Below are 21,358 nucleotides of genomic sequence, written 5' to 3'. Positions count from 1 at the left end.
CGCGCTGGGCCGCGAGGAGATTGAGGTGATCCGCCCCGCGATCGAATCGCTGCGCGAGGAGGGGCTGGATATCGTCGGTCCGCTCGCCGCCGACGGAATGTTTCACGCGCGTGCGCGCGAAAGCTATGACGCGGCGCTCTGCATGTATCATGATCAGGCGCTGATCCCGATCAAGACGCTGAATTTCGACGATGGCGTCAATATCACGCTCGGCCTGCCGATCGTGCGCACGTCGCCCGATCATGGCACCGCCTTCGGCATTGCGGGCACCGACAGCGCCAATCCCGGCGCGATGATGGCCGCGCTCAAGATGGCGGCCGAAGCCGCTCGCGCCCGTATCGCTCATGGCTGAGTCCCGTCCGACGCTGCCGCCGCTGCGTGATGTGATCGCGCGGCATGGTCTCAATGCCAGCAAGGCGCTGGGGCAGAATTTTCTGTTCGACGAACAGTTGCTCGACCGGATCGCCGGCATTCCCGGTTCCCTGAAGGAGGCGCGCGCCTTCGAGGTCGGTCCTGGTCCGGGCGGCCTTACACGCGCGATCCTGCGCGCAGGGGCGCAGCTGGTCGCCGTGGAGCGCGATCAGCGCTGCCTGCCCGCGCTGGCCGAGTTGCAGGAGGCCTTCCCCGATCAATTGCGCGTTATTTCAGGCGACGCGATGCAGGTCGATGCCCGGACAGAAGTGGGCGAAGGCGCGCATATCATCGCGAACCTGCCCTATAATGTCGGCACGCCGCTGCTGGTCGGCTGGCTGTCAGCCGACTGGTCGCCCCTCCCCTGGTGGCAGAGCCTGACGTTGATGTTCCAGATGGAGGTAGCGGAGCGGATCGTCGCGAAACCCGGCACCGATCATTATGGGCGGCTCGCCGTACTGTCGCAGTGGCGCAGCGAGGCAAGGATCGCGATGAAGGTGCATCGCAGCGCCTTCACCCCGCCGCCCAAGGTCATGTCGGCGGTGGTCCACCTGATGCCCAAACCCTCACCCGAAGGCGTTCAGCTCAAGCATCTGGAGCGACTGACAGCCGCCGCCTTCGGCCAGCGACGCAAGATGATGCGGCAGAGCCTCAAGGGGCTGCCCGGTGCGCTCGCGGCGCTGGATGCCGAAGGGATCGACCCGCAGCGCCGCGCGGAAACCGTCAGTGTCGAGGAATTTGTCGCCGTCGCCCGTCGATTGAGCAACCCGTAAGGCTCAGTTCTTCTCCCGATCGAGATCGGCGATTTCGTCGTCTATGTCGCGCAGCGCTTCCGACCGCGCCTTTTCTGCCATCCGGCTTTCGGCAATCTGCCTGCGCGCCGCGACAAGGCCCTGACGGGCGGCGACCTTGCCCATGCGTTCCGCCTGACGGGCTTGCGCCTCGATCGCGCGCTCGCAGATGCGGACGCGGATATGACGGCGACCGTCGGAACCGGTCCATTTGCGGTGGCTGGTCGCGCTCGACTGATTGCTATCGCAGCCTTCGCGCACGTCGACCACCGGCACCATGCGGGCGATCTCCGCTTCGGTGGGGATGCGATGGGTTTCGACACGGCCATCGGCGTGGGTGACGGTGACGCGCCCCTTCTCACTGCGCACCGTCACCGGCGGCACGGGAGGCACCGGCGGGATAGGTGCGACCATGTCGGCGGCAGGCGGCACCGGGGGAACCGGCGGCAGAGGCGCGGCATGGGGCTGCGGATCGCTACGGTGCCGCGCCTGTGCTTCGGCAGGTTCGGTCGGCTCGGCGGGAAGCGCTGGCACGGCCGGAACAGCGGGCGCGGCAGCGACAGCCGGAATGCTGGCCTGGGCCGGCTGGGCGACCAGATCGGTCAGGCGGGCGAGATCGGCGCTTTCGACCTTCTCGGTGATCGCCGCCATCTGCTGCGCGGCACGGCTGCCCGACGCGGTGAGCGCGAGGCCGGTGGCGGTGACGAGTGCGACGGCCGCCATGCCCCAGCTGATGCGCCGCAACGATGTTTCATGAGTCGACAACATTTTCAGCCTCCCTTTGAGCGTGGCGAGACGGGTGAGATGGCAGGCGCCGGCAAATTGTCGGCCGCCGGCGGCCTTCAGGATGGCGCGGCCATAGGCATGGGCCTGGTCGCTGCCGTAGAGCGAAAGGACACGCGCGTCGCAGGCGGTTTCCTGATCCGCGCGATAGGCACGATAGGCGATCCAGGCGACCGGATTGCACCAATGGATCGCCAGCAACAGCAGCGCGATCATATTGGCGGTGAGGTCGCCGCGTTCATGATGCGCCCGCTCATGGGCGATCGCCATATCCTGTTCCTGCGGATCGTAGCGTAGCGCGAAATCCACCGGCAGAACGATGAAGGGGTGGAATATGCCGAAGGCGAGCGGGCCGGACGCATGCGGACTGGTCACGATGCGGATGCGGCCTTCCCGATCGATCTCCGTCGATCCCGCCAATATGTGGCGGCGGAAGCGGACATAGCCGACCGCCTGAACCGCCAGAAAGGCGACCAACCCGACGATCCATACCGCGATGGCGATTTCCAGCCAGGGAAGGGCCGGCGCCGTGTTGGCCATGGCACCCGCGGGTGCGGCGGTGAGGATCGCCGGCAATCCCGTCTGATTTACCGCGACATGCAACGGCGAGGGATCGGCGACATCGTCAGGCAGCGCGGGCATCAGCATCCGTACGAGCGGCAAGGCCCAGAGCATATAGGCAGCCCCTGCCCCCAGCCAGCGCGCGACCGGCCGACGCAACATCATGACCAGCGCCATGAGCAGAGTGGTGGCGATCAGCGTTTCGACGATCCAGACGCTCATGATTTCAACCCTTTCAGGATTTCCTCAAGCTCGGCGATATCGTCCGCCGTCAACTGATCCTGGCTGGCCAACTGGGCAACCAGCGGCGACACGCGCCCGCCGAACAGCCGGTTCACCAACCGCCCGGATTCGCCAGCGACATAATCTTCGCGCGCCACCAGCGGACGGTAGAGGAAACGGCGGCCATCCTGGTCGGCGGCAATGACATCCTTGGCCATCAGCCGCGACAGAAGCGTCTTGACGGTTTGGAGGCTCCAGTCGCGATCGGCGGCAACACGATCGGCAACATCGTTGGCGGTCTGGGGGGCAAGTTCCCACAGCGCTTCCATCACCACCAGTTCCGCTTCGCTGATCTTCTCGCTCACTTGTATGGCACCCGACTCGATCTTTAAAACCACATCTGTAGTCGCATCGATTACGGATGTAGTCAATAGATTGTCGCGGGCGGGGAAGCACGCATTTGTGTGGCAAAGCGAGATTTGTCGGGAATTTTGACAAAGTGCTCGGGATCGATTTGCGCATTAACCTTCGGTACGGGCGAAAACCCTGCCCCTCTCCGTAATGGCACGGCGATTGCGTAATTCAGGATATTCCCACCGTTCAACTACCGGGGGATGCAGGCAGGTCTCCGCTAGCATCCCCCACCCGGTGGTTCTTCATCCCCGATGATCTGATGCGGCCAGCCCGCCGGATCGGCTGCCCAACGCGACCATTTCCCGATCATTCTATTTCATTGGATAGCAGCCGAGTTTGACACGATAGCCGTCAATACGCCCCGGCCATCGCTGTCGTGCCGGCTTGATTCGGTTCTTATTTCCTGATGCCTGAACATTCGTCAGAGGCAGAGGCCCATGGATATCGAATCAAGTTCGGGAGACGGATTGGAGTAATGTCCGCACACCACCAGCCGAGGACATGAAAAAAGGCGGCCCGAACCCGGACCGCCCTCCTCACATCGCCTAGTCAGCGCCGCTTAGTTGGCAGCTGCGACGCCCTGATCGGTCATCAGCTGCTGGAGTTCGCCGGCTTCGTACATCTCCATCATGATGTCGCTGCCGCCGACAAATTCACCCTTCACATAGAGCTGGGGAATGGTCGGCCAGTCGGAAAAGGCCTTGATGCCCTGACGCACGGCCTGATCCTGCAACACGTCGACCGTGTCATAGGCAACGCCCAGATGTTCCAGGATCGCGATGGCGCGACTGGAGAAACCGCACTGGGGGAAAAGCGGGGTGCCCTTCATGAAGAGCACGACATCATTGCCGTTGACGATCTCGGCGATCCGCTGCTGCACGGCGTCGGTCATTGCTGTTTGTCCAATTCTTTCTGGCGGCGCCGTCGGCGCGCACGAATGTCTAGATGGCCGTTAGTTGGGAACGGCGGTGGTGAGTTGCAAGGCGTGGAGCACGCCGCCCATGCGCCCGCCCAGCGCGGCATAGACCGCCCGCTGCTGGGCCACGCGGGTCATGCCCCGGAAACTTTCCGACACGACACGCGCGGCATAATGATCGCCATCCCCGGCGAGGTCGGTAATCTCGACCTGCGCATCGGGAATCGCCGCCTTGATCATGGCTGCAATATCGTCGGCTGCCATCGGCATCGTTGATGACCTTACTGGGCTTCGATGAACATGCGGCGAGCGATCACCGCCTGTTCGTCCAGCGCCGCGCGCACGCCGGCTTCGTCGATATCGATGCCGGCCGAGGTCATGTCGCCCACCAGCTTGCGGATGACATCCTCGTCGCCCGCTTCCTCGAAATCGGCCTGCACGACGGCCTTCGCATAGGCGTCGGTTTCTTCCGGGGTCAGGCCCATCTTCGCCGCGGCCCATTCACCCAACAGCCGGTTGCGGCGCGCCTGGATGCGGAACTGCATTTCCTGATCGTGGGCGAACATATTTTCGAACGCCTTTTCGCGATCGTCGAAGGTGGTCATGAGTCTAGGCCCCGTTAAAAGCTGTATAAGACCGAGAGATAGGCAGAAGCGTGAAGTTACGCAACGGCGCGAACGGGCGAGGGTATAATCCAAGGACGCTGCTGTGCCACCTTCGCTTCATAGCCGTCGATCGCGTCGCCCTGATCCAGCGTCAGGCCGATCTCGTCCAGACCGCCCAGCAGGCAATGCTTGCGGAAGGGATCGATTTCGAAGCTGAAGCGATCCTGAAACCGGGTGGTGACGGTCTGTGATTCCAGGTCGACATGGATCGGGTCGGGCGTCCCGTTGATTCCCTGGGCAACTTCCAGCAGCCGGTCGACCGCTTCCTGTGGCAGGACCACGGTCAGGATGCCGTTCTTGAAGGCGTTGCCGGAGAAAATATCGGAGAAGCTCGGCGCGATCACCACCTTGATGCCAAGATCTCCCAGCGCCCAGGCAGCATGTTCGCGGCTGGAACCACAGCCGAAATTGTCGCCCGCGATCAGGATCGGGCTGCCGGCATAGTCGGGATCGTCGAAGACGTTGCCCGGTTCCTTGCGCAGCACCTCGAACGCGCCCTTGCCAAGGCCGGAGCGCGAGATGGTCTTGAGCCAATGGGCGGGGATGACGATGTCCGTGTCGACATTCTTCATGCCGAACGGATAAGCCCGACCGTCGACGACGTTCAGCTTTTCCATCAATGAACCTTCTTCGTCTCGGCAGCCGGCGTATCTTCGGCGCGGCCCAGCGTCGCGGCCATCGCCGCACTTGCCAGCGCACCCAGCGTCAGCAGCCAGAAAATCTTCTTCATGCGACCATCCCCTCTTTATCGTTCAACATCGCGCGAACGTCGGTCAGGCGGCCGGTGATGGCCGCCGCCGCCGCCATTTCGGGCGACACCAGATGGGTGCGCGATCCCGGTCCCTGACGGCCCATGAAATTGCGGTTGCTGGTCGATGCGCAGCGCTCGCCGGCGGGCACCTTGTCCGGGTTCATGCCGAGGCAGGCCGAGCAGCCCGGCTCACGCCATTCGAAACCGGCGTCGAGGAAGATCCGGTCCAGCCCCTCTTCCTCCGCCTGACGCTTGACCAAGCCGGAGCCGGGAACGACCATCGCATGCTTGATGCCAGACGCGATATGGCGGCCCTTGAGCAACGACGCGGCAGCGCGCAGATCCTCGATCCGGCTGTTGGTGCAACTGCCGATGAAGACATGTTCGATCGCGACATCCTCCATCCGCTGGCCGGCGACGAGCCCCATATAGTCGAGCGACTTCTGGGCGGCGGCCTGCTTGGACGGGTCGGCGAAGCTCTGCGGATCGGGAACCATACCGGTCACGGGCACGACATCTTCCGGGCTGGTGCCCCAGGTGACATTGGGCACGATGTCGGCGGCGTCGATGACCACGGTCTTGTCGAAGACCGCGCCCTCGTCGGTGGCGAGCGTCTTCCACCAGGCGACGGCCGCGTCGAAATCCGCGCCCCTGGGCGCCATCGGACGGTCGCGCAGATAGACGAAGGTCTTTTCGTCAGGCGCGAACAGGCCCGATCGCGCGCCCGCCTCGATCGACATATTGGCGACGGTCAGGCGACCCTCGATCGACATGTCGCGGAAGACGGAGCCGCGATATTCCATGACATAGCCGGTGCCGCCCGCCGTGCCGATCGTGCCGCAGATCGCCAGCGCCACATCCTTGGGCGTGACGCCGGGCGCCAGTTCGCCGTCGACGACGACCGCCATGGTCTTCGACTGCTTGAGCAGCAACGTCTGGGTGGCCAGCACATGCTCGACCTCCGACGTGCCGATGCCGAAGGCCAGCGCGCCCAGCGCACCATGCGAACTGGTATGGCTGTCGCCGCAGACCAACGTCGCGCCCGGCAGGGTAAAGCCCTGTTCCGGACCGACGACATGAACGATGCCCTGTTCCGCATCAGCGTCGCCGATCAGGCGGACGCCGAATTCCGGCGCGTTGCGTTCCAGCGCGGCGAGCTGCTGCGCGCTTTCGGGATCGGCAATGGGAATACGGTTGCCCTGTGCGTCGCGGCGCGGGGTGGTCGGCAGGTTATGATCGGGCACCGCAAGGGTGAGGTCAGGCCGGCGCACCTTGCGCCCGGCGAGGCGAAGCCCATCGAACGCTTGCGGACTCGTCACTTCATGGACGAGATGACGATCGATATAGATGAGGCAGGTGCCATCGGGACGCCGTTCGACGACATGTGCGTCCCAGATCTTCTCATAGAGGGTGCGAGGCTTAACCATAGTCCCTTCCCCCTAGACCCGTCAGGGCCATGGGGAAAGGGGGTGAACGACCGAAATCGGCAGTTTTTCCTATCGGCCAGGCAAGAATGTTACACTATCCGACTATGACGCCCGATAGTCTTCGATGATGCGTCCGGCTGCACCGATCTCCGCCTCATGGCTTTCTTCGCGCCAGGTTTCTGCCAGCGCTTCCTTTTCCCATTGCAGCATGGCGGGGTGCGCCAGCATATGGTCGACCCAGGCCTGCGCGATCGGCCCGACGTCGAGGCCATAGGTGCGGACGCGAAAGGCGACGGGCGCATAGAAAGCGTCGATCGCGGTGAAGACCTTGCCAGCAAGGAAAGGGCCGCCGAAATAATCCAGACCCTGCTCCCACAATTCGCGTAGCCGCGCGATATCCTTGTTGAGCGAAGGCGAATGCATGTGCGGCTCGACCCGGACACCGACATTCATCGTACAGTCGTTGCGCAAGGTGGTGAAGCCGCTGTGCATTTCAGTGGCTGCACATTGGGCGAAGGCGCGCGCGGCTTCGTCCGCGGGCCAGACGCCGGGATGACGGTCGGCTAAATAGAGGGTAATGCCGAGCGAATCCCAGACGATACGCTCACCGTCGATCAGCGCCGGCACCTGCCCCGTTGGCGAAAAGCTGCGGAAGGCGGCATAGTTGGTGGCCGAGACGAAGGGTTCGATCCGGTCCTCGAACGGGATGTGCAGCGCCTTCATCAGCAGCCACGGGCGCAGCGACCAACTGCTGTAATTACGGTTGGCGGTGATGAGCGTGTAGGACATGCGTTCCCTTCCTGTGCAAGGTGCGCGCGAAATAGCCGATCGGGTAACGGCGCAACAGCGGCAACGATCCATGCAGCTGACAAGTTGGACTTATGGAAGACATATCTCTCCGTTCGGTTCGAGCCTGTCGAGAACTCTCGCGCAACGTTCTCGACAAGCTCGAACCGAACGGGTGTCGTGACGGCCCTAGCCAAGCTGTTGAACGCACGTCAAAAGAGCGCATCGCGGGCGGCGCCCTCTGCCGCCCTTCCCCATCCATGGAGTCCCCTTCCCGTGAACCGACGCCAGTTTCTTGCCACCAGCGGCGCAACCGCCATCGCCGCCGCCACGCCCAGCGCCTTTGCCCGGACGGGCGCCGCCGATGCGCGGCTGCGCGCCATGCTGGACGGCTTCTTCTACGAACGGCTGGAGGATTCGCCGGAAAGCGCGACACGGCTTGGCCTCGACACCGGTGCGCGCGCAGCGCTGCGCGGCAAGCTGTCCGACACCAGCGCGACCGGTGCGGCGCGCGATCTGGCGCGGACCAAGGCGCAGGTGAAGCAGCTGGCGAGCGTCGATCGCGCGACGCTGAGCGCGGCGAGCCAGCTCGACTATGATGTCGTCGCCTATCAGCTGGATCGCGCCGTTGGTGGCGAGCGGTTCGGCTATGGCGAGACAGCGGGCCGCTATGCGCCCTATATCCTCAGCCAGCTGACCGGCAGCTATCGCGAAGTGCCCGACTTTCTAGATTCGCAGCACCGGGTGAAGGACGCAACGGACGCCGACGCCTATCTGGCGCGCCTGGAAGCCTTCCCGGCCGCGATGGACGGCGAGCTCAACCGGCAGAAGGCGGACGCGGCCAAAGGCGTGTTCGCGCCGGACTATATTCTGGACACGACGATGAAGATGCAGGCGGCGCTGCGCGATCAACCGGCGGCACAGACCGTGCTGGTCGCGTCCTTCGCCAAGAAGCTGGCCGCGGCCGGCCTGCCGCCCGAACGCGCCGCGCAGGCGGAGAAGATCGTCGCGGAGAAGATTTTCCCTGCCGTCGACCGCCAGCGCGCGCTGGTGCAGCAGTTGCGGGCGAAGGCCGTGCATGATGCAGGCTGCTGGCGCCTGCCCGATGGCGAGGCCTTCTACGCCGCTGCGGCCGAAGCGGCAACCACCACGAAGCTGTCGGGGGAGGAAATCCATCAGCTGGGCCTCGATCAGGTGGGCAATATCTCCGGCCGGATCGACGCGATCCTGAAGGGCGAAGGGATGAGCCAGGGCACGGTCGGCGATCGCTTGGTGGCGCTCAACAAGCGGCCCGACCAGTTGTATCCGAACACCGATCCGGGCCGCGAGGCGCTGCTGGCGCAGCTCAATAGCCAGATCGTCTCGATGCAGAAGCGGTTGGGCGAAGCGTTCAACACCGTGCCCAAGGCACCGGTCGAGGTCCGCCGTGTGCCGGTGACGATCCAGGCGGGCGCGCCGGGCGGCTATTATCAGAATGCCTCGCTCGACGGGTCGCGGCCGGCCATCTATTTCATCAACCTGCGCGACACGTTCGACCGGCCCAAGTTCGGCCTTGCGACGCTGACCCATCATGAGGCGGTGCCGGGGCACCATCTTCAGGTGACGGTGGCGCTTGAATCCGACAGCATTCCGATGATCCGCCGGCGCGGCTTCTACAGCGGCTATTCGGAAGGCTGGGCGCTCTATTCGGAGCAGCTGGCCGACGAGATGGGCATGTATGAAGGCGATCCGCTGGGGCAGGTCGGCTATCTCCAGTCGCTGCTTTTCCGCGCCACCCGACTGGTGGTCGACAGCGGCATGCACGCCAAGCGCTGGAGCCGCGAGAAGGCCACGGATTACCTCATCGCCACCACAGGCATCGCGCGTGGCCGCAGCCAGGGCGAGATCGACCGCTACACCGTCTGGCCGGGTCAGGCGTGCAGCTACAAGATCGGCCATACGGTGTGGAACGACCTGCGCGAGGAAGTGAAGAAGAAGCAGGGCGCGGCGTTCGACCTCAAGCAGTTCCATGAGGTGCTGACGCTGGGCGCGATGCCGCTCGATATCCTGAAGCAGACGGTGCGGCAGCGGGCGGGGATCGCCTGATCCCATCGCGGACAAAAAGAACGGCCCGGCGTGCGCCGCCGGGCCGTCCAGTTCCTTCCACCCAAGTCGCAAGGGGAGTGTCGATGTCCCCGCGAGCTGGCTGTTTTCACGGCCCCGGCCGCGAATCAGGTGAAGCAACCATCTTCCCGGCCAGCATCGGGTTCCCGCCGGGGAGATGGAGCGTTTGCGGCCTGCACGCCGCAAAGCCTTGATGCCATTCCCCGGAAGAAGATGACGGACCCAGGGTTCAGGCCGCGAACTGGTTCATCGTATTGTGCGAGCCGCCCGCCTTCAGCGCAGCTTCGCCGGCGAAATATTCCTTATGGTCGTCGCCGATATCGGAGCCGGCCATGTTCTGGTGCTTCACGCAGGCGATGCCCTGACGGATTTCCTGCCGCTGTACGCCCTTGACGTAGCCCAGCATCCCGGCCTCGCCGAAATATTCGCGCGCGAGATTGTCGGTGCTGAGCGCGGCCGTATGATAGGTCGGCAACGTGATGAGGTGGTGGAAGATGCCCGCCTCGCGCGCCGCGTCCCGCTGGAAGGTGCGGATCCGCTCGTCCGCCTCGATGCCGAGAGCGGTGTCGTCATAGTCCGCACTCATCAGCTTCGCCCGGTCATAGGCGCCAAGGTCGCGGCCTTCCTTCTCCCAGGCGTCGAACACCTGCTGACGGAAGTTCAGCGTCCAGTTGAAGCTGGGCGAATTATTGTAGACCAGCTTGGCGTTGGGGATCACCTCCCGGATACGACTGACCATGCCACCGATCTGGCCGATATGCGGCTTTTCGGTTTCGATCCACAGCAGGTCGGCGCCATTCTGGAGCGCTGTAATGCAGTCGAGGACGCAGCGATCCTCGCCGGTGCCTGCGCGGAACTGATAGAGGTTCGACGGCAGGCGCTTGGGCTTCATCAGTTGCCCGTCGCGGCTGATGAGAACATCGCCATGACCGATCGTAGCCGGATCTACGGACTCGCAGTCGAGGAAACCATTATAGAGGTCGCCGATATCGCCCGCCTCGCGGGTGAAGGCGATCTGCTTGGTCAGGCCCGCTCCCAGCGAGTCGGTGCGCGCGACGATCACGCCGTCATCGACGCCAAGTTCCAGGAAGGCGTAGCGCACCGCGCGGATCTTCGCGAGGAAGTCTTCATGCGGGACCGTGACCTTGCCGTCCTGATGGCCGCACTGCTTTTCGTCCGAGACCTGATTTTCGATCTGGATGCAGCAGGCGCCGGCCTCGATGAACTTCCTGGCGAGCAGATAGGTCGCCTCGGCATTGCCGAAACCGGCGTCGATGTCGGCAACGATCGGAACGATGTGCGTTTCGTAATTGTCGACCTGCTGCTGGAGCTTCGCCGCCTTGACCTCGTCGCCTTCCTCGCGCGCCTTGTCGAGATCGCGGAAGATCATGCCCAGTTCGCGGGCGTCGGCCTGACGCAGGAAGGTGTAGAGTTCTTCGATCAGCGCGGGAACGCTGGTTTTTTCGTGCATCGACTGGTCGGGCAGCGGACCGAATTCGCTGCGGAGCGCCGCGACCATCCAGCCGGACAGATAGAGGTAACGGCCCTTGGTCGTACCGAAATGCTTTTTGATGCTGATCATCTTCTGCTGGCCGATGAAACCGTGCCAGCAGCCGAGCGACTGGGTGTAATTGGCCGGATCGACATCATAGGCGGCCATGTCGGCGCGCATGATCTTCGCGGTGTAGCGCGCGATGTCGAGACCGGTGTGGAAACGGTTCTGCACCCGCATCCGGGCGACGGATTCAGGCGCAATGCCGTCCCAATGGGACTGGCCGCCGATCAGGTCGCCGGCCTTCGCGATTTCACTTTGATAGGTCATATGTCCATCCTTGGGTGAGCGGGAATGGACATCGAACTAGACAGTCTCAACGCCTTTAAGCACCCCTGCCACAGTCCAGTTGTCGATCTTTACAAAAATCTGGTGTAAAGTTGTAAAGCTTACACAGGAGAGATTTTGTCATGGCCAAGGATCGCCCGGTTTACATGGGACCGCGCCTGCGGCGGCTGCGGCGCGACCTGGGACTGACGCAGGCGGATATGGCGGCGGACCTGGAGATTTCGCCCAGCTATGTGGCGTTGCTGGAGCGCAACCAGCGGCCGTTGACCGCCGACATGCTGCTGCGGCTCGCGCGCACCTACAAGCTGGACATGGCGGAGGTCGCGGGCGACGGCGGCGCGGAGCAGACGGCGCGATTGCAGGCCGTATTGAAAGATCCGATGTTCGCCGACATCGACCTGCCCCAGCTCGCGACCGGCGACGTGGCGGTCAATTATCCCGGCATTACCGAGGCGCTGCTGCGGCTTTACACAAGCTATCGCGAGGAACATCTGGCGCTTGCGGATCGCGGCGCGGGGCCGGAGCCGCAGGAGGACATGGCCGATCCCGTGGCGGAATCGCGCCGCTTCCTCGCCGCGCGGCGCAACAGCTTCCCCTTGCTGGACGATGCGGCAGAAACGCTGGCGGCAGAAGCTGAAGCCGAAGGCGGATTGGCTGGCTGGCTGAAGGCGCGGCATAATCTGCGCGTGCGGCGGTTGCCGTCGGACGTGATGGCGGGGTCGATGCGGCGGCTGGACCGGCATCGCGACGCAGTGCTGCTGGACGATGCGCTGGACGGGGCGAGTTCGTCCTTCCAGCTGGCGCTCCAGATCGCCTATCTGGAGATGCGCAAGACTTTCGACGCGCTGCTGAAAGACGGGCAGTTCAGCGGCGAAAGCGGACGACGACTGGCCCGTCGCGCGCTGGCCAGTTACGGCGCGGCGGCGATCCTGATGCCCTATACCGCCTTTGCCAAAGCTGTGGAGGCGAAACGCTATGATGTGGAGGCGCTGGCCCGACAGTTCGGCGCGAGTTTCGAGCAGACCGCGCATCGCCTGACGACGCTCCAGAAACCAGGTCAGGAGCGTGTGCCCTTCTTCTTCCTGCGGGTCGATCCGGCGGGAAATGTGTCGAAACGGCTCGACGGCGCGGGCTTTCCCTTCGCGCGTCATGGCGGCTCCTGCCCGCTCTGGTCGGTGCATCGCGTGTTCGAAACCCCGCGCGAGGTGGTGACGCAATGGCTGGAACTGCCCGACGGCCAGCGCTTCTTCTCGATCGCGCGGACGGTGACGGCCGGCGGCGGCGGATGGGCCGCGCCGAAGGTCGAACGCGCGATCGCACTCGCCTGCGCGGCCGAGCATGCGCATCGGCTGATCTACACGCAGGATGCGCCGCCCGTGGAGCCGACCCCGATCGGCGTCACCTGTCGCCTGTGCCATCGCGCCCAGTGCATGGCGCGATCCGCCCCGCCGATCGGGCGCGAAATGCTGACGGACGATTATCGCCGGACGCGCGCGCCCTTCGGCTTTGCGGATGGATAAACTTGCGAGAAAGAAAATGGGGGAGATCGCGAAGGCCGCGCTCATCCCCCAGCCATGTCGCGCCCTGCCGGTTTTGCCGGCAGCATCCTCTCCAAGAAACTATTATGAACGCGGCATCAGCGTCATTCTTGTAGCGCGGCGATAAGACAAAAAAAAGGCCGGTCCGAAGACCAGCCTGAAAGTTTTTAGGAGAGGATGCCTGAAAGGCACACCCCCTTTGCCAACCACCCGCAAGCTTCGCAAATGCGAAGGAAAAAAGAGCAGTTGCATGAAATGCAATCACATGCGGAACGATTGCGAATGACGTTACGGAAATAGCGATCGTTACGTCGCCGCCAATCGCCAGCGCGAATCGGTGCGAATCACATAAAGAGATTATCAGGGCTTTCGCGCTAACGCCGCCGGATGCACGGCCCGGTATCGACACAGGCAGGAACAGACGGAGCGATTCGCTATCGCCGCGACATTGACGGTTTGCGCGCGCTTGCCATTCTGCCGGTGCTGCTGTTCCACGCGCATGTGCCGGGCTTTTCGGGCGGCTATGTCGGTGTCGACATCTTCTTCGTCATTTCGGGCTTCCTGATCACCGGCATCATCGCGCGCGAGGTGGACGAGGGGCGTTTTTCGCTCATCCGTTTTTATGAACGTCGCTTTCGCCGTATCCTGCCCGCGCTGACACTGATGATCGTCGCGGCATTGGGCGCGGCGGCGTGGTTTTATCTGCCGGGCGATCTGGAAGGCGTGCCGAAATCGGCGCTGGCCGCGACCGTCTTCGCATCCAATCTCTGGTTCTTTGCCGATACCGGCTATTTCGCAGGTGGCGCAGATGTGAAGCCCCTGCTTCACACATGGTCGCTGGCGGTCGAGGAACAATATTATATCGGCTTCCCGGTTCTGCTGATGCTGCTGGCCCGCTTCGCGCCGCGCTGGCGGACGGCGGTGGTGGCGATGATCGCAGCGGGATCACTGGTGCTGTGCATCGCAATGCAGCGCGACCCGACCGGCTTCGCCTTCTACCTGCTCCCCGCCCGCGCCTGGGAATTGTTTGCGGGCGCGCTGCTGGCGCTGGGGGCCGTGCCGTCGGTGCGGCAAAGATGGTTGCGCGAGGCGATCGCCTGGGCCGGATGCGGCGCGATCGCGATAGCGGTCGCCGTCTATGATCGCACCACCCTCTTCCCCGGCATGGCGGCGCTGCTGCCGGTGACGGGCGCGGCCGCACTGCTCCATACCGCGCCGGGGACCAGCATGGGACGCTTGCTCGCCCTGCCGCCGCTGGTGGGCGTGGGCCTCCTCTCCTACTCGCTGTATCTCTGGCACTGGCCGCTGATCGTCTTCACCGAATATGCGACCGACATGCCGCTGGCGGGCTGGCCCCGCATCGCGGTGATCGCTGGCGCCTTTGTCGCCGCCTTCCTGTCCTGGCGCTTCGTGGAGCGCCCTTTCCGCGATAACAGCCGAATACCGGCGCGTCGGATTTTCGCTTTTACTGCTGGCGCAATGGCGCTGCTCTGCCTGCTGTCGCTGGCATTGCTGACCAATGGCCCTTGGCCATCGCGTTTCTCCCCGACAGTGCTGGCGCAGATTGCCGGACGCAACGATGTCAGTCCGGAACGCGGGCGCTGCCATGACAGCTTCGTGCGCGGGGTGCAGCCCTGTACGCTTGGTGCGGCGGTACCGCCGGATGCGCTGCTCTGGGGCGACAGCCATGGCGTGGAACTGGCCTATGCGCTTGGCGAGCAGACGCAGGCGGAGGGCCGGTCGCTGATCCAGCGCACCGCGTCAAGTTGCCCGCCGGTGCTGGACTACGACGCCAAGGACGCGCGCTGTGCCGCTGCCAACCGGGCGACCTTCGACGCCATCCGGGCTGACCCACGGATCCGACGCGTCTATCTGGCCGCCTTCTGGGGCAATGGCGAATTCGATGATCCGGCCTTCGTCGCAAAGCTGGAGCGCACCATAAGGGCGCTGCGCGCGGAAGGACGACAGGTGACGATTATCGGCCCGGTGCCGCCCCAGCCCTTCGACGTGCCGCGTCGCCTGGCCCACCTTGCCCGCGCGGGAGAGCTGGCGGGCGCAACGGGCGTAGACCGCGCGGCGATAGAGGCGCACACACGCCATCTCCGCGCTTCTTTTGCCGGGTGGCAGGCACGCGGCGTGACCTATATCGATCCGATCAAGGCGCTGTGCGGTGCGACCCATTGTACGATCGAGCGCGACGGCAAGCCGCTCTATTTCGACACCCATCATCTGAGCGTCGCGGGCGCCCGCCTGGTGATCGGCGACGGGCGCTAACCGTTACTCGGCCGCCATCGCATAATCCTCATGCGGCAGTTCGCGCGCGAGTGCTTCGGCCATGTCGGTGACGAGCGCCCGCATCCGCTCCATGCCCGGCCCCGGCCGGTCGAGCGTCACGTCGAGATAGAGGGCACGGTCGATCTCCACCTGGATCGCGTGCATCCCTCGCCCCGGCCGGCCATGCCGCTCCAGCAGATGGTCGCCGGCATAGGGATGGTTCTGCGCCGTCACCACCTGATGCGCCTCGGCGATGTCGGCGATGAGCGCGATCAGCCGGCTCGACGCGCTGCGGCCGAAACGATCGCCCAGCACCATGCCCGCCGCGCGCTGCCCCGCAGCGGGCGGCGGCAAGGGCGGCATGCTGTGCAAGTCGATGAGGATAGCGTGGCCATGCTCCTGCCGCGCCGCCTGCATCAGCCGGGCGATCGTCGCATGATAGGGACGATGGACCTGATCAATCCGTTGCTGCACCTCCGTCCAGGGAAGAGGCCCGCGCCACAGTTCATGCGCGCCGGGCAGGCGGCGCGGCAACAGGCCAAGACCGCCGCGCAGCTTGGCGCTGCTCTGGAGCACAACACCATGCGGCACGTCGCAGAGCATGACGGGATCGACTTCCCGTTCGTTGCGATTGAGGTCGATCGTCGCCCGCGGCGCCCGCGCCACCAGCACGGTGAAACCACGCGCGATCAGCGTTTCGGCAAGCAGGTCGGCCCAGCGATCCTCCAGCCGTCGCAACATGTCCGGCCTGACCCGCGCCTTCGCCAGCAGTTCTGCTGGATAGTCGCGCCCGGCATGGGGCACCGACACGATCACAGGGCGGTCGGGTATTTCTGGTCCGTGCAGGTCGAAGGGCGGATGTATCGGAACAAGGGGGTGCGGCGCGCTGTCGTCCAATGCGTTTCCTTTCGCCGGCGCGCCAAATTTGGTTACCCGGGTGGATAATATTTACACCTTGTCGCATATAAGATGGCTTCGCGCCAGCCATCGGGGTGGCACGCGCGTAAGCTTGCGACAGGACGAAACGGGGCGATGATTCGCATATTGTTGGCTGAAGATGACGAAAGCATGCGGACCTATCTGGCCCGCGCACTGGAAAAGTCGGGTTACGACGTGGTCTCGGCGGCTACCGGGCTGGAGGCGCTGCCCCATATCAACAGCGACCGGTTCGACCTGCTGCTGACCGACATCGTCATGCCGGAAATGGACGGCATCGAACTCGCCCAGCATGCGGCGCAGGTCGCGCCGGACATGCGCATCATGTTCATCACCGGCTTTGCCGCCGTGACGCTGAAGGCGGGCAAGGCCGTGCCACAGGCAAAAGTTCTGTCCAAGCCCTTCCACCTGCGCGACCTGGTGCTGGAGGTCGAGCGGATGTTCGGCAGCGAGACGGTGGCGCCGGAAATCAGGCCTTAATCCGGCACCACTTCCTGCATGTCGGGAGTGGGATCGAGCGGGATGCCGGCCATGGCGGCGTTGAACCGCTCGCGGTCCAGACCCTTTTCCCATGCCGACACCACTACCGTCGCCACGGCATTCCCGACGAAGTTGGTGAGGCTGCGGCATTCGCTCATGAAACGATCGACGCCTAGGATCAGGGTCATGCCCGCAACCGGCACTGTCGGCACGATCGACAGCGTCGCCGCCAGCGTGATGAAGCCCGCGCCGGTGACGCCCGCCGCCCCCTTGGACGAGATCATCGCTACCAGCAGCAGCAATATCTGCTGCTCCAGGCTGAGATGGACGTTGCACGCCTGCGCGATGAACAGCGCCGCCAGCGTCATGTAAATATTGGTGCCGTCGAGGTTGAAGCTGTAGCCGGTGGGCACGACCAGCCCGACCACCGACTTCCGGCAACCGGCACGCTCCATCTTTTCGATCAGGCTGGGCAACGCCGCCTCCGACGAGGAGGTGCCGAGCACCAGCAGCAGTTCCGCCTTCAGATAGCGGATGAGGTGCAGGATATTGAAGCCCACCAGCCACCCTACTCCGCCCAGCACTACCAGCACGAACAGCAGGGACGTCAGGTAGAAGGTCGCCACCAGCCCGGCGAGATTGGCGAGCGTGCCGACGCCATATTCAGCGATGGTGAATGCCATGGCGCCGAATGCACCGATCGGCGCGGCCTTCATCAGGATCGACACCAGCTTGAACACCGCATGGCTGGCCGATTCCAGCACGGTCATCAACGGCTGCGCCCTGTCCCCGATCAACGTCATGGCAATGCCGAACAGGATCGCCACGAACAGCACCTGGAGGATATTGCCGTCCGCCACCGCCGACACCATGGTCGAAGGTATAATGCTCATCAGGAAGCCGGTGAGCGTGCGCTCATGCGCCTGATGCGCATAGTCGGCGACCTTGCCAGCGTCGAGCGTCGCGGGATCGATGTTGAGGCCCGCACCGGGCTGCACGACATTGGCGACGATCAGGCCGACGATCAGCGCGAGGGTCGAGAAGGTCAGGAAATAGCCGAACGCCTTCGCCGCGACCCGGCCGATCGCGCCCAGTTCCTTCATCCCGGCAATGCCGGTGACGATGGTCAGGAAAATGACTGGCGCGATGATCATCTTCACCAGCTTGATGAAGGCTTCGCCGAGAGGCTTCAACTGCTTGCCAGCGTCAGGCCAGACATGGCCGATAATTACACCCAACGCGATCGCGGCCAGCACCTGGACATAAAGCTGGCGGTAGAAAGGCAGGCGCGGCGCCGTTTGCAGCGGCGAGGATGGCGATGGCAGCATAGGTGTTGGCGTCCCCCTGTTTGCCCCGCAGCATATGAGCGACCCCACCCCTGTCCAGAAGAATGTTGGAAAGATGCAATTTCCTGCTTGCGCGAGTCACCGACCCCCGTTATTGGCCCCCTCCACGGCGGGCGTGTAGCTCAGTGGTAGAGCACTGTGTTGACATCGCAGGGGTCGCAAGTTCAATCCTTGCCACGCCCACCATGGAAAAGCCCGGTAGGTCAACGACTTACCGGGCTTTTTCTATGCCCTTCGTCGGCGCCCATCCTTGCCGACTTGCGTGAGATTTGCGTTTAACGGATATTCGCATATCTGCTCCAGCAGAGCCCATAGGCCTTCGATCGCAGACCGGGGGAGCTGATATAATCGGACTCAAGATCGCGTAGATGCTGGTCGCCTTCGTCAGCACACGGTGACCAAGGGCCATTCCTGTTCGATCAGATCGACCCTATCGCGCGTAATGGTCGTCGCGACCGAATGTCGGATGAGCTTAGGCCCCCGATCCTTGGGGATACCCAGATCGCGTGCCATCGCGGTTCAGGCCTTTTTACAGGCGCAACAGGCATCTGCTCTAACCATTCCCTGTCTTGGTCCTGCCATGTCGCGATCACGCCATATCCGCCAGCGCTTGCCCGTCCATCACCCGAGTTTCGACATTGGGCGCGTTCGCTGCCGCGATGCGCGCCACCATGCCGGGGGAGAAGTCGCAGCATCCAGCCCAACGGCCGCTGCAAGACGCGGAAAAGGATTTCGCGCTCGTAGGGATGCCAGCCGGTCATTGCCTTCAACCGCCGAATTCGCGACGATGCCGCAATGGATTTCATGAAATGGCTCAACTCGCTCGACGAACTCCTCTTTGAGGTGATGAGTTGGCTGATTTTCTTCCCGCTGACGCTTTGGCGAGCGGTGGTCAATCCGCTCGACATGATGGCATATGCCGACGAGCAACTCGCTTTACCGGAAGAAGATCAGTACGCCGCGGCAGTCAGCCCCCCGCTCTTTCTCGCGCTTGCGCTACTGCTCGCGCATGGCGCCAGCACGGCTCTGGGGCAGGCCGACGCGATCATCGCGAACCGGCATGGCCTCGCCGGCCTGGTCGATGATCAGACCAGCGCGCTGCTACTACGTCTCGTTGTATTTTCCATCTTCCCGCTGATGATGTCGGTGCGACTGCTGCGCCGTCGGGGCGAGCCGATCAAGCGGGAAACGCTGCGAGCTCCTTTCTATGGCCAGTGCTATCCTGCCGCGGCGTTTGCACTTGCCCTGAGTTTCGGCACGACATTCGCCTCATTGCCCGCACGTTCGGCGCAGATCGCAGGCTTGGCCTTGGCGGCAATAGGGTTGATACACTTTATCGTGGCAGAGACGGGATGGTTCATGGCCCAGCTGTCAATCGGTCCAATCCGCGCGCTTGGCACCGCGATTCTAGCCCTGCTCCAATCCGTGGTCCTGCTTCTGCTGATCGGGTTCCTGTTCACGCGGTAGAAGGGCGATCGATCAGCGGAGAATCCGCCCATGCGCGGGCACCTGCTCAGACCTTGTGCCGTACATAGTCGGGATCGGCCCAGTACGGGATGTCGATCGATACGGGTCGCAGCATATGCTTTGCCGGATCGACCGGATCCCAACGCTCTTGCGGCGGCGGGCTCGCGGACAGCCAGTGCAGCGTGCGCGGGATGACTCCGCAGCAGGCTCGAAAACCCGCCTCGGCACCCGGCTTCATGATGTCGAATGTGCAATATCGCTCGCCAAGCCCGTCAGCACGCAACTGATCCCACTGACTCCACTCGCCGCGTGGTGCGAAAGGAATGCTGATGCTGACGACTCCCCGAAACCGGTCAGGGTGCATCACAGCGGCGCGCGATGCACGATCAGCGCCCCAGTCGTGGCCGACGAGAACGGCTTGTCGATGTCCAGCGCATCGAGAACCCGACCAGATCGCAGGCGGTGCGCGCTATAACGATCGGCGGCATCGGGCGCATAGCTACGACCATAACCGCGCATATCCAGTGGAGGTACGATAGCCGGCGTCCGCGACCGCGCGCGTCTGATGGCGCCATGCCGCGGCGGTGTCCGGAAAGCCGTGGCGAAACAGCACCGCTGGTCACTGGCCCTGTTCGACCCCATGAATTGCATGTCGGCCGACGATTCGCCGGTTTTGACGTCGAGAACGCGGATCGTGCGCCAATCACTACCACCGTCCTGCTCGGCATAAGCCACGGGAACCGTATCGGGACGCGCGCCGTTCCGAAAAGGTGACCGTGCCGTCCCTCGACCATGAAGCAGGGTCCAAAAGGATACGTTCGGCTCTCGAGCGCTCGCGCATGACAAGCACTGGATGGTCCCGGGCACCTGCCTTGCGCGTGAAGAAGTAGCGGCCACCAGCCTTATGCGGGATGCTGAGACGTTCATAGTCGTAGGTCGACGCCTGTAACTGGCGGAATGTCTGCCGGCCGGGCAGGCCGGCCAGCCAGATAGGCGTCCGTCGTACGTCGCTGCTCGCCGATCCAGGCTGCGACCACTGGATCGGTGCGTGAGTCCGCTTCGAGCCAGCGTTATGGACCGGCGACAGGCACACCGAATTGGATCTCGGCCACGGCGCCTTTTTCGGTTTTCGGGTACGCAATCGCGACCAGACCTGTATCCGGCGCGGGCTGATTGCCGGAAAGATCATGCATGTCGCAGCCAGCCTGGGCGCGGTCTGCTAACGCTAACGCGCCGATGTTCCGTCTGAACCACCCACTATTCACCGGCACGGCAGCGGTTGCTCCCCACGCTCACGCGCTCGTTTGGCTTCGCGATTGCGGCGCATCCGACGGACTGTCTCGACATTATTGCGGGCCGCCTCGGCATTGTTGCGCTGTTGCTCAGCGGCATAGAGCGGCGCATTGTCGCGGCGGCGCTGCTGTTCAAGCATGCATCTTGTATACTCGCGGCCGTGGTCGGCACCGAAACGTTCACAGGTCTTCCGGTCTTCGTGCTCAGCGGAGCGGCCCCAATCGATTTGGGCCGATGCGCCACCAGCGGTGCCGATCGCCAGCAGCGCGGCTACCGCCATCAAGGCAGGTCGATGCACGCCGCTGCAATATCGCGGTGCCTGCCAGTCTTGATTGTGGCTGATGTTACGCATGT

The 21,358-nt window shown here is 63.8% G+C and carries 23 protein-coding genes and 1 tRNA gene; 8 read left to right on the top strand and 16 right to left on the bottom strand.

The annotated features are described in order from the left end of the window. Window positions 1-352 (top strand): 4-hydroxythreonine-4-phosphate dehydrogenase PdxA (locus VMR39_RS22635; RefSeq protein ID WP_325419342.1); only part of this gene is annotated, 352 nt, incomplete at its 5' end. Next, on the top strand, window positions 345-1,184 hold the full coding sequence (gene rsmA, locus VMR39_RS22630) for a 16S rRNA (adenine(1518)-N(6)/adenine(1519)-N(6))-dimethyltransferase RsmA (RefSeq protein ID WP_325419340.1): 840 nt from the start codon (window positions 345-347) through the stop codon (window positions 1,182-1,184). The genes VMR39_RS22635 and rsmA, both read left to right, overlap by 8 nt. 3 nt (window positions 1,185-1,187) lie before the next feature. Here rsmA and VMR39_RS22625 read toward each other — a convergent pair whose 3' ends face one another. The 8 genes from VMR39_RS22625 to VMR39_RS22590 form a co-directional block, all read right to left on the bottom strand. Continuing rightward, a complete protein-coding gene (locus tag VMR39_RS22625) occupies window positions 1,188-2,768 on the bottom strand; it encodes a M56 family metallopeptidase (RefSeq protein WP_325419338.1) in 1,581 nt (526 codons plus the stop codon). Continuing rightward, complete coding sequence (locus tag VMR39_RS22620; RefSeq protein WP_325419336.1) at window positions 2,765-3,133, bottom strand: BlaI/MecI/CopY family transcriptional regulator; 369 nt, start codon at window positions 3,131-3,133, stop codon at window positions 2,765-2,767. Before VMR39_RS22620 ends, VMR39_RS22625 begins: the two co-directional genes overlap by 4 nt. Before the next feature lie 608 nt (window positions 3,134-3,741). After that, complete coding sequence (gene grxD, locus VMR39_RS22615) at window positions 3,742-4,074, bottom strand: Grx4 family monothiol glutaredoxin (RefSeq protein WP_179043264.1); 333 nt, start codon at window positions 4,072-4,074, stop codon at window positions 3,742-3,744. A 60-nt stretch (window positions 4,075-4,134) separates the two neighbouring features. Further along, a complete protein-coding gene (locus tag VMR39_RS22610; protein ID WP_325419333.1) occupies window positions 4,135-4,368 on the bottom strand; it encodes a BolA family transcriptional regulator in 234 nt (77 codons plus the stop codon). 11 nt (window positions 4,369-4,379) lie between these two features. Continuing rightward, window positions 4,380-4,703: a DUF1476 domain-containing protein gene (locus tag VMR39_RS22605; RefSeq protein ID WP_066857357.1), complete on the bottom strand. Its 324-nt coding sequence runs from the start codon at window positions 4,701-4,703 to the stop codon at window positions 4,380-4,382. A 56-nt stretch (window positions 4,704-4,759) separates the two neighbouring features. Further along, complete coding sequence (gene leuD, locus VMR39_RS22600; RefSeq protein WP_325419331.1) at window positions 4,760-5,380, bottom strand: 3-isopropylmalate dehydratase small subunit; 621 nt, start codon at window positions 5,378-5,380, stop codon at window positions 4,760-4,762. 109 nt (window positions 5,381-5,489) lie between these two features. Further along, a complete protein-coding gene (leuC, locus tag VMR39_RS22595; protein WP_325419329.1) occupies window positions 5,490-6,941 on the bottom strand; it encodes a 3-isopropylmalate dehydratase large subunit in 1,452 nt (483 codons plus the stop codon). A gap of 102 nt (window positions 6,942-7,043) precedes the next feature. Next, a complete protein-coding gene (locus VMR39_RS22590) occupies window positions 7,044-7,730 on the bottom strand; it encodes a glutathione S-transferase family protein (protein WP_325419327.1) in 687 nt (228 codons plus the stop codon). Between the two features lie 273 nt (window positions 7,731-8,003). On the opposite strand from VMR39_RS22590, the gene VMR39_RS22585 reads away from it, so the two are divergent. Then, complete coding sequence (locus VMR39_RS22585) at window positions 8,004-9,812, top strand: DUF885 domain-containing protein (protein WP_325419325.1); 1,809 nt, start codon at window positions 8,004-8,006, stop codon at window positions 9,810-9,812. A 247-nt stretch (window positions 9,813-10,059) separates the two neighbouring features. Here the strand turns inward: VMR39_RS22585 and VMR39_RS22580 are convergent, their stop codons facing one another. Next, entirely contained in the window at window positions 10,060-11,652 is a 1,593-nt protein-coding gene (locus VMR39_RS22580) for an isocitrate lyase (RefSeq protein ID WP_325419323.1), read from the bottom strand. Window positions 11,653-11,792: 140 nt separating this feature from the next. Here VMR39_RS22580 and VMR39_RS22575 point away from each other — a divergent pair, with 140 nt between their 5' ends. Together VMR39_RS22575 and VMR39_RS22570 are read left to right on the top strand one after the other, a co-directional pair. Next, window positions 11,793-13,190 (top strand): helix-turn-helix domain-containing protein, encoded by a 1,398-nt coding sequence (locus VMR39_RS22575; protein ID WP_325419321.1) that lies wholly within the window; start codon window positions 11,793-11,795, stop codon window positions 13,188-13,190. A 405-nt stretch (window positions 13,191-13,595) separates the two neighbouring features. Beyond that, window positions 13,596-15,482 (top strand): acyltransferase family protein, encoded by a 1,887-nt coding sequence (locus VMR39_RS22570; protein WP_325419319.1) that lies wholly within the window; start codon window positions 13,596-13,598, stop codon window positions 15,480-15,482. Between the two features lie 3 nt (window positions 15,483-15,485). Here the strand turns inward: VMR39_RS22570 and VMR39_RS22565 are convergent, their stop codons facing one another. Beyond that, on the bottom strand, window positions 15,486-16,379 hold the full coding sequence (locus VMR39_RS22565; RefSeq protein ID WP_325419317.1) for an N-formylglutamate amidohydrolase: 894 nt from the start codon (window positions 16,377-16,379) through the stop codon (window positions 15,486-15,488). 135 nt (window positions 16,380-16,514) lie between these two features. Between VMR39_RS22565 and cpdR the strand changes: the two genes are divergently transcribed. Beyond that, the gene (cpdR, locus tag VMR39_RS22560; protein ID WP_325419315.1) at window positions 16,515-16,898 is read left to right on the top strand and encodes a cell cycle two-component system response regulator CpdR; all 384 of its coding nucleotides are present in this window, start codon (window positions 16,515-16,517) and stop codon (window positions 16,896-16,898) included. Here the strand turns inward: cpdR and VMR39_RS22555 are convergent. Further along, window positions 16,895-18,226, bottom strand: coding sequence for a dicarboxylate/amino acid:cation symporter (locus VMR39_RS22555; RefSeq protein WP_325419313.1), 1,332 nt, complete (start codon window positions 18,224-18,226; stop codon window positions 16,895-16,897). The genes cpdR and VMR39_RS22555 overlap by 4 nt on opposite strands. A 129-nt stretch (window positions 18,227-18,355) precedes the next feature. On the opposite strand from VMR39_RS22555, the gene VMR39_RS22550 reads away from it, so the two are divergent. After that, window positions 18,356-18,430 (top strand) — tRNA-Val (locus VMR39_RS22550). 609 nt (window positions 18,431-19,039) lie between these two features. Further along, window positions 19,040-19,711: a hypothetical protein gene (locus VMR39_RS22545; RefSeq protein ID WP_325419311.1), complete on the top strand. Its 672-nt coding sequence runs from the start codon at window positions 19,040-19,042 to the stop codon at window positions 19,709-19,711. 46 nt (window positions 19,712-19,757) lie between these two features. On the opposite strand, the gene VMR39_RS30550 is transcribed toward VMR39_RS22545, so the two are convergent. From VMR39_RS30550 to VMR39_RS22525, 5 genes are all read right to left on the bottom strand, one after another. Further along, window positions 19,758-20,165, bottom strand: a complete 408-nt coding sequence (locus VMR39_RS30550) for an alpha/beta fold hydrolase (protein WP_414712579.1) — start codon at window positions 20,163-20,165, stop codon at window positions 19,758-19,760. Beyond that, on the bottom strand, window positions 20,075-20,446 hold the full coding sequence (locus VMR39_RS22535) for a hypothetical protein (protein ID WP_325419307.1): 372 nt from the start codon (window positions 20,444-20,446) through the stop codon (window positions 20,075-20,077). The genes VMR39_RS30550 and VMR39_RS22535 overlap by 91 nt, the downstream gene beginning before the upstream one ends. Then, window positions 20,418-20,804, bottom strand: coding sequence for a hypothetical protein (locus tag VMR39_RS30545; protein WP_414712578.1), 387 nt, complete (start codon window positions 20,802-20,804; stop codon window positions 20,418-20,420). The genes VMR39_RS22535 and VMR39_RS30545 overlap by 29 nt, the downstream gene beginning before the upstream one ends. After that, entirely contained in the window at window positions 20,782-20,904 is a 123-nt protein-coding gene (locus VMR39_RS22530; RefSeq protein WP_325419305.1) for a hypothetical protein, read from the bottom strand. The genes VMR39_RS30545 and VMR39_RS22530 overlap by 23 nt, the downstream gene beginning before the upstream one ends. A 68-nt stretch (window positions 20,905-20,972) precedes the next feature. Continuing rightward, complete coding sequence (locus VMR39_RS22525; protein ID WP_325419303.1) at window positions 20,973-21,356, bottom strand: hypothetical protein; 384 nt, start codon at window positions 21,354-21,356, stop codon at window positions 20,973-20,975. Window positions 21,357-21,358 lie beyond the last annotated feature (2 nt).

The sequence above is a fragment of the Sphingobium sp. genome, from assembly GCF_035511395.1.
Lineage (GTDB): Bacteria > Pseudomonadota > Alphaproteobacteria > Sphingomonadales > Sphingomonadaceae > Sphingobium.
This window is presented reverse-complemented; position numbering and strand designations above follow the sequence as displayed.